Annotated in this window: 12 protein-coding genes; all 12 read left to right on the top strand. The window is 36.7% G+C overall.

Features of this window, described 5'->3' with window-relative positions; all coding sequences use genetic code 11:
* The first annotated feature begins 2 nt into the window (after positions 1 to 2).
* The 12 genes from L6H65_RS02115 to rfbC all read left to right on the top strand — a co-directional run bounded on the left by L6H65_RS02115 (position 3) and on the right by rfbC (position 14,454).
* A complete protein-coding gene (locus L6H65_RS02115) occupies positions 3 to 2,033 on the top strand; it encodes a glycosyltransferase family 4 protein (RefSeq protein ID WP_236338672.1) in 2,031 nt (676 codons plus the stop codon).
* A gap of 18 nt (positions 2,034 to 2,051) precedes the next feature.
* Positions 2,052 to 3,617 carry a glycosyltransferase family 2 protein gene (locus tag L6H65_RS02110; protein WP_236338671.1) on the top strand — a complete coding sequence of 522 codons (1,566 nt, stop codon included), beginning with the start codon at positions 2,052 to 2,054 and terminating at the stop codon, positions 3,615 to 3,617.
* Positions 3,618 to 3,645: 28 nt separating this feature from the next.
* Positions 3,646 to 5,748: a DUF6020 family protein gene (locus L6H65_RS02105; protein WP_236338670.1), complete on the top strand. Its 2,103-nt coding sequence runs from the start codon at positions 3,646 to 3,648 to the stop codon at positions 5,746 to 5,748.
* Between the two features lie 56 nt (positions 5,749 to 5,804).
* Positions 5,805 to 6,158, top strand: a complete 354-nt coding sequence (locus L6H65_RS02100) for an EamA family transporter (RefSeq protein WP_236338669.1) — start codon at positions 5,805 to 5,807, stop codon at positions 6,156 to 6,158.
* A 19-nt stretch (positions 6,159 to 6,177) separates the two neighbouring features.
* Complete coding sequence (locus L6H65_RS02095) at positions 6,178 to 7,299, top strand: FAD-dependent oxidoreductase (RefSeq protein WP_236338668.1); 1,122 nt, start codon at positions 6,178 to 6,180, stop codon at positions 7,297 to 7,299.
* Complete coding sequence (locus L6H65_RS02090; RefSeq protein WP_236338667.1) at positions 7,296 to 8,291, top strand: glycosyltransferase; 996 nt, start codon at positions 7,296 to 7,298, stop codon at positions 8,289 to 8,291. The genes L6H65_RS02095 and L6H65_RS02090 overlap by 4 nt, the downstream gene beginning before the upstream one ends.
* Positions 8,288 to 9,058, top strand: a complete 771-nt coding sequence (locus L6H65_RS02085; protein WP_236338666.1) for a Rossmann-fold NAD(P)-binding domain-containing protein — start codon at positions 8,288 to 8,290, stop codon at positions 9,056 to 9,058. The genes L6H65_RS02090 and L6H65_RS02085 overlap by 4 nt, the downstream gene beginning before the upstream one ends.
* On the top strand, positions 9,055 to 9,885 hold the full coding sequence (locus tag L6H65_RS02080) for a sugar phosphate isomerase/epimerase family protein (RefSeq protein ID WP_236338664.1): 831 nt from the start codon (positions 9,055 to 9,057) through the stop codon (positions 9,883 to 9,885). Before L6H65_RS02085 ends, L6H65_RS02080 begins: the two co-directional genes overlap by 4 nt.
* Complete coding sequence (locus tag L6H65_RS02075; protein WP_236338663.1) at positions 9,882 to 10,664, top strand: glycosyltransferase family 2 protein; 783 nt, start codon at positions 9,882 to 9,884, stop codon at positions 10,662 to 10,664. The genes L6H65_RS02080 and L6H65_RS02075 overlap by 4 nt, the downstream gene beginning before the upstream one ends.
* A 13-nt stretch (positions 10,665 to 10,677) precedes the next feature.
* The gene (locus tag L6H65_RS02070; RefSeq protein ID WP_236338662.1) at positions 10,678 to 11,409 is read left to right on the top strand and encodes a sugar phosphate nucleotidyltransferase; all 732 of its coding nucleotides are present in this window, start codon (positions 10,678 to 10,680) and stop codon (positions 11,407 to 11,409) included.
* 84 nt (positions 11,410 to 11,493) lie between these two features.
* Positions 11,494 to 13,785 (top strand): hypothetical protein, encoded by a 2,292-nt coding sequence (locus tag L6H65_RS02065; RefSeq protein ID WP_236338661.1) that lies wholly within the window; start codon positions 11,494 to 11,496, stop codon positions 13,783 to 13,785.
* Positions 13,786 to 13,896: 111 nt separating this feature from the next.
* Positions 13,897 to 14,454, top strand: coding sequence for a dTDP-4-dehydrorhamnose 3,5-epimerase (gene rfbC / locus L6H65_RS02060; protein WP_236338660.1), 558 nt, complete (start codon positions 13,897 to 13,899; stop codon positions 14,452 to 14,454).
* Positions 14,455 to 14,459 lie beyond the last annotated feature (5 nt).

Below are 14,459 nucleotides of genomic sequence, written 5' to 3'. Positions count from 1 at the left end.
AGATGACGAGAACGTATGTATTTGTTTCTTATGAACTGGCACCAATTAACCCAGGCGGGTGTGGTGTATTTATTTGGAGTGCAATTCACGAATTATTGCAAGATCCGAAGAATCAGATAATATTGCTCTTGGATATGCCACTACATGAATGTCAGCTGTTCTCAGAACAGTATCAGTCTACTCTTCCTAATCCAGATCATATTAAAGTAGAGTGTCTTCAAACATTGCTTCAAGATTTGGATTTACCGGCAATTGATCATTTCCGGAATTTGTTTTTATGGAAAAGTTTCCAGTTTTATTGCGGATTAAAAAAAATTTCCTTTAGGGAAAAAGTTGATTTTATAGAGTTTTTTGATTACGTTGGGATAGGATACTTTTCCATCCAAGCAAAGAAGTATGAGGGGCAATTTAGAAATTGTATACTAGCCGTCCGTGCACACTGTACAATTGACTTAATGGATTTAGAACAGAATCAGCTGGATTTCAAGCATGAAAAACTAGAGATGTATCAGATGGAGAAAGATGCTATAAGAAATGCGGATATTCTTCTTGCTCCCTCAAAAGGATGGGGGCAAATTTATGCCCAGAGATATAAAGTAACAGAAAATAAAATAAAAATTTCGACTCCTCCGGTGAAAGCATGGGAAGGCATTGAGTATAAACAAAGCAATGAAAAACAAGATGTCCTATTTTATGGTAGGATATTCCAACTAAAAGGTGTGGATCTGTATATTGATGCAGCACTTTCTTATATATCCTTGAATCCAACGAATCGAACCCGATTTTTTTTAGTTGGTTATGATGGTTTAGATGCGAATGGAGTGCCTTATAAGGAACAGCTTCTTAAGAGAATCCCTAATGAGCTACAAAAAAGGTTTGTGTTCACTGGTCAGCTTAATAGAAAAGAACTAGAGAAGATACTTCAAACAATAAGATTTTCTATTTTCCCCAACTTTGTTGAATCATTTTGTTACAGTATTCACGAACTGTATAATTTAGGAGTCCCTGTAATCTGCAATTCTATACCAGCTTTCCAGGATTTCTTTACTCATGAGAGAAATGCTCTTTTTTTTGACGGGTCAAGTGCAGATTTGATGAGGAATATATCTCGATTATTTGAAGATGATGAGCTTTTGCGGAATTTATCCAGACCGTATACAGTAGTTAAACCATCAGAATTTATAGAAGTTTATAATTCAAATGAAATCTTTATAGACAATCATCAGAATAGGGTGGAAATTCCATTCGATCTTTCTCTTATTATCATCAATGAAAGCCCGATACCGGTGAGTTTTGATCAAATTAATAAATTTCATCAATTGCCTGGGGTTAATCCAGAGAGAAGCTATGTTTTAAATAGTGCTGAAGGACAGGGAATGCCAGTTGCTTTTTTAGGTAAGATGAGATACGCAAGAAAGCTTGATCTTACCGAAGTTGAGAATTTAAAGATAGGCGAACACTATCTGGTATGCTATTTAGATGATAATATTAGTCCTGTCTATTTAACAAAATCAAAGCAAGTATTTTTGAATAATTCTGATGTGCAGTACGTTGGATGCTATAATTCAGGTAAGCAGACCCATCCTCTGCAATACGAACTTCATCGGAATAATCCTTATATGCCATATGAAGCATTAACGAGAATGATTTGTCGTGGGAAAAACAATTCAACGCTAAGAGATATTTACGATATCAGGTATGGAGCTTATGCTGAGCGTTTAAATGTGAATAAGGAAGGCTACGTGATTCCGGAAGTACTCATTCATACATCCGATTACAGTTTGGATATTAGCAGCAGTCAAAATGTATTGTTCTCACATAGTCTTTCCAAGGAGAGGGAGTGGATGCCTTTTGAATTATGGCCTTATCTCTCAATGGAGAGCAACTCTGAATCAAGGTCTAATCAGGAGATCGTTCTGAAGAGGAAAATCTATCACAGGTTAAAAGCTAGAGTAGATGGCATGAGTGGTGTTAAAGGGAAATTGGCGGGAAAAATTCTTCAACTGGCATACAGGGTAGCGAAACGAAGTTGAAAGTGTGGTGGTGCTAAGATGAAAGTATGGTTTGCTCCAGGTAAGGGGGAGGTCGAACTTCCAAGTAGTGTTGAGAAGTGGCTTAACAAAATGGATGTCTTAATATTTAGTAATTACGATAAATATGATTGTGATCCCAGTAAAATCAAAAAAATTCGAACAACCTCTCATCTTCCTGGAATTCATCTTGGCGAGCCGTTGGCGTCATCATTAAATTTAACAGAAGAAATGATAGATGAATGTATAGTGTCTTCTAAGCCCGACCTAATTGTAGTGAATGCAGCAGCCAGTTATGCTTACTTTTTATTGCAGCACAAATGGACACGCCATCCGCAGTTAAAAGATATTCCTATAATTTTATTGTTTTCTAAATCTAACATCAGTCATTTTTCTGATCACGGCAGTTACCGCTTCCCATTATATTGGGTACGTCAAACGGAAAAATTTTGTCTTGCCGCATCAGATTGTGTTGTTGTATGGGATGAAGATGCAGCAAAAATTGCAAGATGTTATGTGAAAGAAGATGCATTGTGTGATTTGAGCAGCGGAAATTTGTTTGATCATTGTGTTGAAAAATTAGGCGTGAATTCCACTTATTCAAAGATTTTTCCTTCACCCAATCATAACTTACCCTATAGTAAGCCTGCTATACAAGTAGGAGGAACCAAAGGGATGCTATCGATTATCATTCCTTTCTACAATTTAGGACAGTACTTAGTTGAAACCTTGCAAAGCATTTTTGATAGTCAGTATGAGCACTATGAAATCCTTATCATTAATGATGGTAGCGATGAAGAAATGAGTATTGAGTTAATGTCCCAACTTAAAGAAAAATATAGTAGCATCCGAATTATTGATATTGAGAATCAAGGCTTGGCAAATGCCAGAAATGTTGGCGCTCATGCTGCACAAGGTGAATATATTACATTTTTAGATGCAGATGATCTGGTATCGCCTGAATACTATGCGAGATCGATTGACTTATTGGAATGTTACAGTAATGTATCTTTCATATATTCTTGGGTACAGTATTTCGGTAAGCGGGATGACATTTGGGTAACATACAATGCTGAATTCCCGTACTTGCTGCTGACGAATATGTTGGCTGCATTTCCTGTTATTAGGAAAAGTGATTTTATTAGTTTTGGATTGAATAAACTGCAAATGGATAAGGGGATGGAAGATTATGAGGCATGGATAAGTATGTGTGAGGCAGGGTGCATCGGCATTTCTATACCGAGTCCTTTAGTTAGCTATAGGATTCGAACCGATTCTATGTCAAGAAAATTTGATAGAGAAATAGTTGTAGAGTTATATAAAAAAATTACAATTGAACACCCGGAACTATTTAACAAATACGGTGCAGAGTTGTATAATCTTGTTTATGCAAATGGACCAGGATATTTATGGAATAACCCTACTTTAGAATATCCCGATTTGGTTTTTTCTACTCATTCCGAGATTATTGATACGCAAGACAGAAACCAAATGAAATATGAATTGATGCGTATTGTGAACTCAAACACCGGGAAAAAGCTTTTATCTCTGTTTTTTAAACTTAAGTTGCATAAACTGTTCAGATGAATCTAAATACTGTCAGGAGTTGCCTGAGTTGCTGAATAGAACTGTATGGATTTATTTTTTTATTTCACTAATTCTAACTGTATTTATGAATAATACAATTTTAGTGAATATTCCATTGTCACGAATCGGGGCTTATTTAACTGCTTTATTCATTCTATTTGTATTTATTGGTGTAGTATCAAAAGTTGGACCGAAATTTATTTGCAAAATGAAGACCAATTCCAGGAAATCTCTGTGGCTTTCATTAGTTTTCAGTTGTATTCTTGCTCTAGCTTTAATTGCGGCGATTCCTTTAAGCGGGCCTAATTCGGGGTATTTTCAATCATCTCGTGATTCTCAACTAACCATTACAGTTAAAGGAGAAGCGAATGCGAGTGCACAAGGTTCAGAAGTATGGATAAATGAACTTAGTGTTGATGGTAAGCGAGTTGGTTTTGAGAACCTTGCTATTAATTATGACAGCAACAGTTGGAAAGTTATTGAGGGTTCTTTGGAGTCTGCTGTAAAAGGAGCTGTTTTCAGTTGGCAAGGAGAAGTGGACGAGAGTGTTAATCTAAAACTCGGAAGCCACCCGTGGAGTGGGAAAGCAATAGTATCTTTTAATGGTGATACAATCGAAAAAGATCTCTACAGTGAGTCAGGTACTATACAAGAGGTATCCTTTTCATTGTCTGAACTGTCTGCTATAGAACAAGGTGTTAATTTTATTGTAAATGTAATTTCTTTGAGCATATTATTATTTGTCTCAATTACATACTTGTTATCATACAAGCCTGTCAGAAGTGAGGGTCATACAAGAAGATTCTCGCGGTTTTTTATTTATAGTGGAACAATACTTATAATTTATATAGTTTACTTGATCATTTATTACCCTGCTAATATGAGTGCAGATTCTATTAACCAGTACATGCAGATACAAACCGGACAATTTACTGATTGGCACCCTATTTTGCACACCTTGCTTTTATGGGGCATTTATAAAATAAACTCTTCACCTGCATTGGTATCAATATGTCAGATATTGTTGATGTCATCCATATTAGGAGGGGCTATTTATCAACTCAGAAAGCTAGGGGTTCATAAATCCATTACATACATTCTGCTGCTTTTCTATGCTCTCAATCCAGTAAATGGTGTTATGTCAGTAACGTTATGGAAAGATATCCCTTTCGCTGTGCTTAGTCTGTTGTTGGTTATTTTCACGGTATATATTTATAAATCTGATTATGAGTGGCTGAAGTCAAAAGTAAATATTTCATTATTTATAGTTGTTTTGATTGGCGTAGGACTCTTCAGACATAATGGAATAGTAACTGTAATTGGAGTTATTGTACTCATGTTTTTGTTCTATAAGCAATACTGGAAAAAGAGCCTGTTAATAACGCTCTCAGTACTTTTAGGTATTGGTTTTATAAGTGGGCCATTATCTCGATTATTAAATGTTGAACCTGCGCCTCCACATTTTAAATTCGGTATTCAATTACATCAAGTGGGAACAATGATACATCATAATGTCGGTTTAAGATCTGAAGAACAGAGCTTATTCACTTCAATATTGCCTATATCTAGTTGGAAAGGAGAGGATACGATATACTCCCCCTATTCTGCAAACTATCTTTTATTTCACCCTAAACTTAATGCGGAAATTTTGGCAGAGAATAAATGGGATTTTATTAGATATTGGCTTCAACTAGCAGGAAGAAATCCAACGATTTTCATTCAAGATTGGAAGAACATGACATCCTTGGTTTGGAAAATTCAACAGCCAACAGATGGTTATACATACACAACTAATATCGGAATCATTGATAATCCCTACAATTTAGTTCAATTTAATGCTCTTCCAGTGTTAAAAGAAGCAATAAATAAAATCATTAGGTTTACTGAGAAACCTTCAAATAACTGGTTGTTTTGGAGACCAGCCATGTTTTTATTTGCGGTTCTACTTTTTGGATTTATTTTCATTCGTCGTAATGATAGAAGAGCACTGCTTATAGTGGCGCCGGTTTTGTTTGAAGCAGCGGGATTAATGATTTCGACTCCTGCACAAGATGCGAGATACTTTTATTCTGTTACATTAATTGCACCTTTTATCATTGCCATCTCTTTCTATTCAATTAAAAAGGAATAGAAGAAGTGATTCTTTGTTATAATATCGTTAGTTCGATACAATAGAAAGGAGCTCATATGATTTTAATTTTGCTGTTGGCTGCGTTGGTGTTTAATTTATTAGCACAAGGTCTTTTAAAGCATGCAGTTAATGGACTGGGTGATAATGGATTTTCTATCGGTTATATTACGAAATTAGTTGTTAATCCTTATATAATTTCAGGAGCAGTTGTTTATGGTTTGAGTTTCTTTTTTTATGTTTTAGCTTTGTCTAAAGGGGATTTGAGTAAAGTGTCTCCTGTGTCACAGGCATTAACTACTATTGGTGTTGTTCTTATATCTGTTATTGCCTTTAATGAACCGCTTACTATATCCAAAATTTTGGGGATAGCATTGCTGATGATCGGGACCTATATTATTTTTAATTACTAAGGACATAAGGTGTGTACTCATGATGAGAAGATATGACGCAGTTATTATCGGTGCGGGGATTTTTGGAATGTATGCGGCAAAGTTACTTGGTGATCAAGGGAAGAGAGTCATAATATTAGAAGCTGATGATAAGCCAATACAACGTGCAAGTTTTATCAATCAAGCTCGTGTTCACAATGGATATCATTATCCGCGAAGCGTTTCCACTGCTGCCAAATCTGCATTGTATTATGAGCGTTTCAGTAGGGATTTTGATTTTGCTATTCATAGTAAATTCAAGAAAATTTATGCAATTGCCCAGTATGACTCCCTTACAAATGCTGAGCAGTTTCAGCGATTCTGTGAGCATGTAAAGATACCATCTGAAGAAGTCAATCCTAATGCTTACTTCAATAAAGGTATGGTAGAGGCTGCTTTTGAAACATTAGAATACACGTATGATGCTAGTTTAATGAGAGAATGGTTTCTAGAGAAATTCAGGGATATGAATAACATCGATATTAAATATCATTCAAGAATTAAGAAAGTAGTAGAAGATTGTGATGCTTACGAAGTGGAGCTCATAAGTGGTGAGAGAATTACATCATCGACTGTATTAAATGCAACATACGCTAGTATTAATCAAATACTAAATACTTTTGGGTATGAAGCATTTAAAACAAAATTTGAATTATGTGAAGTTATTTTAACCTCAGCTGGGGATAATCTTCGCAATGTTGGAATTACTTTAATGGATGGTCCATTCTTCTCAATAATGCCATTTGGAAAAACAGGATATCATTCGTTAACGTCAGTTAGTTATACACCGCATGAATCCGTATCTCAAGATACACCTGTATTCTCTTGTCAATCCAGCAGAATAGATTGTACATCCGATCATCTCCAAAATTGTAATCATTGTTCAGAAAAGCCGCAGTCGAATTGGTATCGTATGAATCAGTTGGCCAATAAGTTTTTGAATCCTGATATAGAGTTTCGTTACGAATCCTCATTATATGCTGTCAAAACTGTTCTACATGCTGCGGAGATTGATGATTCCCGTCCTACGGTATTTCGCAAATCTTCTCAGAAGCCGCTTTTTCTTTCTGTTTTATCAGGCAAGTTTAATACAATCTATGATTTGGAGGAAATGCTGCTGTGAAGGAGAAAGTGTTCGTGTCTGCTGTTGTGTATACGCATAATGCAGCAGACATTATTAAATCATCGTTATCCCAAATAGATAAAGCCTTGGCTGATATCTTTGAATATTATGAAATCATTGTTGTAAATGACGCAAGTACAGACGCCACTGTTACAGAAGCCAAGAAAGCATCTGAATGCATGCAAGGGGATTTATGCATCATCAATCTTTCACATAAGCATGGAATTGAAAAAGCAATGATGGCCGGATTAATCAAGTCGATGGGAGACTTTGTATTTGAGTTTGAAGACATTAACATGAGCATTGATGAAGCGATATTAAGAAGCATGTTTAGCATTTCTATGCAGGGAAATGATATCGTTGCCGCATCTCCCTTCCAGTCGGCGTCTTGGAAAACACGATTATTCTATAAAGTAATAAATAAAATTTCGTACTTAGACCTTGATTTGAGAACCGAGGTTATTCGTCTAGTTTCACGTCGTGCTTTAAACGCAATGTTAAACCTTAAAGAAAAAGTGAGATATCGTAAAGCTTTGTACGCGTATTCCGGGTACAAAAAAATGATATTAACAATTGATTCTACTGCGTCACGATCAAAGAAAATGAATCGAGAGAACATGGGAACTGCATTTGATATTATTGTTTCCTTCTCCAACCTTGGATTGAAAATTTCACATTACTTGTCAGTAGCCTTTTTTGTATTTAGTTTATTCATGGCTGGATATGCACTATTCAATTATTCGTTTAATAGAAGCGTAGTTGAGGGATGGACAACCCTTATGATCTTAATTAGCTTTGGCTTTGCCGGTCTCTTCTTTATTGTCGGTATGCTGGGGGAATATATTTCAAGAATATTAATTGAACTGCAGGACCGCCCGTTCTATTCTACTCAATCGGTTCAATTGATCCAAAAATCGAAAAATACGGAAAAGCAAACTGCCATGCAAGAAGTTGCTGTATCAACCGAATCAAACAACGAGGTGAAAATATGACAACAGCTTTGATTGGATTTACGGGGTTTGTGGGATCGATTCTTTTGCAACAAACATCTTTTGATGCCCTTTATAACTCTAAGAATATTGAGGAGATTCAGGGAAAACACTATTCACAGGTCGTATGCGCTGGCGCGCCGGCAGTAAAGTGGAAAGCTAATCAGGACCCAGAAGCTGATTGGGATAACTTGTCTAGGTTAATGAGTTACTTATCTCAAGTTCAGGCGGATGAATTTATTTTAATATCAACTGTAGATGTTTACCAGAAGCCTATTGGGGTCGATGAGGATAGTGCTATTGCGGTAGAGAATGCACAGGCATATGGAAAACACCGGTATTTTTTAGAAGAGTTCGTGCGTAAGCAGTTCAGTCGTCATTTTATAGTTCGTCTCCCTGGATTATTTGGAAAGGGATTAAAGAAAAATTTTATTTTTGATCTCATGAATGAAAATTGTCTTCATTTAACGGACTATCGAAGTGTATTCCAGTTTTACGACATGTCTCGTTTGTGGAATGATCTTTCAATTGTCAGAGAAGCCGGAGTTGGTACGATTAATTTTGCAACAGAGCCCGTTTCGGCGGAAGAAGTCGCAACGGTTTGTTTTGATAGGGTGTTTCGGAATGAAACTGATAATCCTTCGATTAAGTATGACATGCACAGTAAGCATGCCTCTTTATTTGAAGGGTATTCTGTTTATATGACTAGTAAGCAAGAAGTTCTTACTCAGATTAAGACCTTTCAGTCTGAAGAATTGAGGAAGTCATGAAATTAGCCGTCTCTAATATTGCGTGGGAGGCTGGCGAGAATGCAGAGATAACGCCCCTCTTGCATAATCATGATGTGTCTGGTATTGAGATTGCACCTACTAAAAGGTGGCAAGAACCCATTGAGGCAACGGAAGCGGAGATTAAAGAATACCGTGATGAATGGCTGGGGCGTGGCCTAACTCCAGTAGCCATGCAGGCGCTGCTTTTCGGCAAGCCGCATCTATCCATGTTCGGCGAAGGATCAGTCGAGACCAAAAAATATTTGAATAAAATTATTCGATTAGCAGGACTTCTTTCTATAAAGACTCTGGTGTTTGGTTCACCAAAAAACAGACTAATTGAAAATTGTGACCGGGATGCGGCCTATGAAGAAGCTGTCAGTTTCTTTAGGGATATAGGACAGACTGCTGTAGATAATGGTGTGATATTTTGTATTGAGCCTAATCCAAAGGAATACGGCTGTGACTTTATAACAACTTCTTTAGAGGGGCTTCAGTTGGTTAAAAATGTAGATCACCCAGGATTTGGTTTGCATCTGGATACAGGCACGATGTTAATCAATGGAGAACAGCCGGATGAGATTCTGCCTGAGTGCTTGCCACATGCCACTCATTTTCATATTAGTGATCCAAATCTGCTCATTCCTGGTACTTGCAAAAGTGGTCACAGTGCAATAGCTTCATTTTTACAAGCAACCCAATATGATAAGTGGGTATCAATTGAAATGAAAAATGGTCAACTAACTAGTAATTATGAGGCATTGTATCAGGCGTTGCGCTATGTGAACAATGTCTACTTCGGGAAAAATGGAGGAGTTTCGGGTTGAATACTGCTGAGTGGGAAGTACCTTCATTTGAAAGTGTTGAATTTCTGCCAAAGCGTCATAAGTATTGTGTTTGTATTCCTGTTATTAATGAAGGTGAAAAAATACGCAAACAGCTAAATCGGATGAAGGGTCTATCGGAGCTAATTGATATTATCATTCTGGATGGTGGAAGTACTGACGATTCCTTGTCACATGATTTTCTTAGGGGAAATGGGATTAGCGTCTTGCTTACAAAGCGTGACACAGGTAAACTAAGTGCTCAGCTTCGCATGGGATTTGCTTATGCAATGAAACGTGGCTATGAAGGTGTTGTTACCATTGATGGGAATAACAAGGACAGTGTAGAATCTATACCGAATTTTATAACGGAATTGGATAATGGCATGGATTTTGTCCAAGGCTCTAGATATGTACCCGGAGGTCAAGAAGTAAACACTCCTTTTAGCCGTAAGTTAGCTATCAAATTAATTCATGCTCCTTATATGTCGATTTTATCCGGTTTTCGGTATACCGATACTACTAACGGATTCAGGGCTCATTCACGCAAACTTCTTTTAGATCCCAAAATCAAACCATTTCGACGGATTTTTGATACCTATGAGCTGTTAGCTTATCTATCACATAAAGCTCCTAAATTAGGGTTTTCAGTCAAAGAAATACCAGTGAGCAGAGTATATCCTAAAGGCAAGATACCAACGAAGATTAGCCCGCTCCGCGGCAACTTATTACTTTTGAAAATTTTGTTGGGATTACTTACTGGTAAATATAATGTCCGATAAGGAGCTATAATTTATGAAGGGTATTATTTTGGCTGGTGGTACAGGATCTAGACTATTCCCACTTACTAAAGTAACTAATAAGCATCTGCTTCCAGTAGGGAAATATCCAATGATTTATCATGCGATTGATAAGCTTAAAGAAGCAGGGCTTACTGATATATTGATTGTTACGGGTAAGGATCACATGGGGGCCGTTGTAAATTTGCTTGGCAGTGGGGCAGAATTCGGAGTTACATTTACGTATAAAGTTCAGGATAGCGCGGGAGGAATTGCAGAAGCTCTTGGACTTGCGGAAAATTTCGTGAATGGTGAAAGAATGGTGGTCATTCTAGGGGATAATGTTTTCGAAGATCAAATTTCACTTTATGTAAATAATTTCAATAAACAATTAGCAGGTGCAAAAATATTAATAAAAGAAGTGCCAGATCCACAGAGATATGGGGTTACCGATTTAGTGAATGGTAAGGTTGTCTCTATTGAAGAGAAACCAAAAATCCCTAAGAGCAATTTTGCGGTAACTGGAATTTATATGTATGACAATCGTGTTTTTGATATTATTCGAACATTGACTCCCTCCGGGCGTGGGGAGCTCGAAATAACTGATGTGAACAATGTCTACATTAGAGCAAACGAATTGACCTATGATATTCTTCAAGGGTGGTGGACCGATGCAGGCACCCATGTATCTCTGGCTCATGCAAATGAGCTAACAAGGGATTCTCTACTAGATAAGAGTTTCGACTAACAAGGATATCAACATATGTGCTCTAAATGCGATGAATATTTGAATGATCCAGTACTGTGATTTAATTGAAAGGATGTTGGCATCTTGCGCAGTCGCTTGAAACTTTTTTATTCACAAGGTGTTCGATTTATTGGACGATATGAAAGAGTTTTGTCAGTAGGTTTATTCCTCCTGATTATTGCAGTAGCATTATATTATGCGCTTAATCGAATCATTTATTCCGACTTCTATCCCATTAACGGTGATTTTCAAAATTACAATGGGATACGAAGATTATTAAGTGGTCAAATTCCATTTTCTGATTTCTATTTTTATTTAGGGCTTGGCCCTCTATATTTGAACTCCATTCCTTTACTGTTATTTGACAATAATTTCACTAACAGCTTGTTTTTCACCTATTTTATTACTCCATTATTATTTGCTATTACAATATATTTGGTGATTATTCTCAATGGCATAAAGAGATTAAGTGCATTGGCGCTTACTTTTCTTATAATGATGGCGGCGGCAGGGTTTTCTGACTTCATGCATCTTATTGATTACTTTCAGAGGTATGATTTTATTGAGAATTTGCACCCCGGAAATTCAATTCGTCCCCAGCGGATATTCATTATTTTTTTCATATCCATAATATATTTACTGAGTAGCGGATGGATCGCGGTACGCGTGAAGTCAGTCTATGTTAGAAGCTTGTTAACTGGAGCATTAATTGGAGCTGGCGTTGCATGGTCAAATGATTTTGGGATTTCTGCGTTCCTTGCCGGCAGTTTTATTTTTATTTTATCTCAATTCCGATACATATGGTTAGAGTTTGCTAAAAGGACAATATTATTTCTATTGGGTGCTATAGTTTCATGTTTCACGTTTGTAAGCATACTGACCGTAGGTAATTTTTGGAGCTGGTTTCACTACAATTTCTTGGGTGTAGCAGCTTATCAATCATGGTATTACGAAAGAACTCCATTAAATAAACTTCTAGTATTGAACGATTTACCGATAAATTTCGAGATAGTTTGTAGTGTTGTTCTTATTATATACATGTCTATGAAATTGGCGAAAAATACACTTGGAAAATACGAAACGGTACTATTGTTCTTATTTCTTTCATCTTTAATAGGTGGTTATGCTTATGCATACACAAGTCACAAGAGCGGCTTGTTTACATCACTACAACTTGTGTTTTATATCTCCGTTTTTTGTTTTGTGATTAAAAAGATCTATGAGTATCGAACATTTAACATCATTTCTCAATGGTTTATCTTTATCCTTTGTGTCAGCAGTATGTTTATAATTTGCTTTCAGCTCCCTAAGACGATAGATTCTATTAACCCAGAACGTCAAGTATATGTCCCTGAATTAAATGGATATTTGACTAATTATGGGGACGATTTGAATATAATAAACCAAAAAATAAACCCTAATGAGACTGTTTTTTCTACGTACGCATCTGCCTTAGAAACGGTGCAAGGGAAATTCCAACCGACCGGAATCGACTACATCATTCATGTTCTGGGCGATGATTACAGAAAAAAATATATTGACTACCTTGTAGAACATAAACCCAGATATGTAACTACTATAAGGGAAGATTTTACGTATTGGGAAGTGTGGGCAAAGCGAGCAAATTGGTTTTTCTACAGGGAAATATTAATGCGATACCGTCCTATATTTATGAACACCTATAATGTGATTTGGGAGATAAATGATTTAGAAAGGAATGTCAATAACGAGGGAGTAGTCAACATAACTAGATTGTCAGACAATCAATTTGAAATCGAGGTAAGTGGTATCGAGAGTGGGAAAGGCAGTATTGCCGAGATTTCAATTACTTATAAATCGGTATGGAACAATAAACGCATTCTTGGGTGGGGTATAAATAAGATCGTAAATATAAGTGATGGCTGGTCGTCTGAACAGAAGGCAAATGATAGAGCAGGAAATTATAATTTGCCTGAAGAACTGTCAGAAGCGCGGTTACCAGTTAAGTTGGTTGGGGGAGCAGGGAAGTTGAATATTACTTCTTATCCTCAGGATCTGACGGAGTTGCTTGTAGAAAATGTCCAATTAATCAATGTATTGCCTGATGTTGAAGATTTGTTGGATGAGTTGGAAAAGGATTCTTTACATGCTGCTAACCTTACCGATTCCAACTGGACGAAAGGAATAAGTAATTCTAAAACAATTATTCTTATGAAAAATAATGTTGAAAATCTTGAGAAAATAAAAGATGCTAAAATACTGGAAGCGGAAAATGGGGGAATAGCAAATGTGATTCGAGTTGACGTTATTTCTGATGATTGGATTCATATCTCTGTTGCGAATCCTGTAGATAATGGCTTTGAATATCCTTTTCAACTAAAAGTGATCCAAAATTAAACGCTAACTTATTAATTGAGCGAAAAGTTCGCAGAAGGAACACCATACTGAATATTGTTCAATATAATAAGTCTAAGTGTAAATATAAAGTTAACAAGAGCGGGTGATTTCATGGAAGTTTTACAGACAAACCTTCATGGTGTTAAACTAATTAAACCTACTGTGTATGGTGATTGTAGAGGTTTTTTCTTTGAAAGTTATAACGAAGCGGCCTTTTTAGATAACAGTATTAATCATACTTTCATTCAAGATAATCATTCCTTTTCTCAAGAAGCTGGTGTTTTACGAGGGCTTCATTATCAGTCTAGTCCCCATGCACAGACCAAGCTTGTCAGAGTGACAAGCGGGGCCATTTTCGACGTAGTGGTTGATATTCGCAAAGGCTCGCCTACATTCAGTCAATGGCAAGGTTTTATTCTAAGTGCAGCCAATAAACATCAGCTTCTCGTGCCGCAAGGATTTGCTCATGGGTTTTGTACGCTTGTACCCAACTGTGAGGTGCAATACAAAGTGGACAATTTATATTCACCGGAACATGATCGGGGCATTGCTTGGAATGATCCGGAATTAAATATTGATTGGCCGACAAGTCAACCTATTCTTTCCGAGAAAGACACAAAACATCCCTTGCTTGCTGACGCGGAGATGAACTTTCTCTATGAAAGGTGAGATTA

It is taken from the genome of Paenibacillus plantiphilus (genome assembly GCF_927798095.1).
GTDB lineage: Bacteria > Bacillota > Bacilli > Paenibacillales > Paenibacillaceae > Paenibacillus_Z > Paenibacillus_Z plantiphilus.
The sequence above is the reverse complement of the archived record's forward strand: the minus strand, read 5'-3'. Positions and strand labels throughout refer to the sequence as shown.

What these genes read in the sequence shown, in the direction of transcription:
- L6H65_RS02115 (WP_236338672.1), top strand. Translation starts at nt 3, where the DNA reads ATGACGAGAACGTATGTATTTGTTTCTTATGAACTGGCACCAATTAAC.
- L6H65_RS02110 (WP_236338671.1), top strand. Translation starts at nt 2,052, where the DNA reads ATGAAAGTATGGTTTGCTCCAGGTAAGGGGGAGGTCGAACTTCCAAGT.
- L6H65_RS02100 (WP_236338669.1), top strand. Translation starts at nt 5,805, where the DNA reads ATGATTTTAATTTTGCTGTTGGCTGCGTTGGTGTTTAATTTATTAGCA.
- L6H65_RS02095 (WP_236338668.1), top strand. Translation starts at nt 6,178, where the DNA reads ATGATGAGAAGATATGACGCAGTTATTATCGGTGCGGGGATTTTTGGA.
- L6H65_RS02085 (WP_236338666.1), top strand. Translation starts at nt 8,288, where the DNA reads ATGACAACAGCTTTGATTGGATTTACGGGGTTTGTGGGATCGATTCTT.
- L6H65_RS02080 (WP_236338664.1), top strand. Translation starts at nt 9,055, where the DNA reads ATGAAATTAGCCGTCTCTAATATTGCGTGGGAGGCTGGCGAGAATGCA.
- L6H65_RS02070 (WP_236338662.1), top strand. Translation starts at nt 10,678, where the DNA reads ATGAAGGGTATTATTTTGGCTGGTGGTACAGGATCTAGACTATTCCCA.
- rfbC (WP_236338660.1), top strand. Translation starts at nt 13,897, where the DNA reads ATGGAAGTTTTACAGACAAACCTTCATGGTGTTAAACTAATTAAACCT.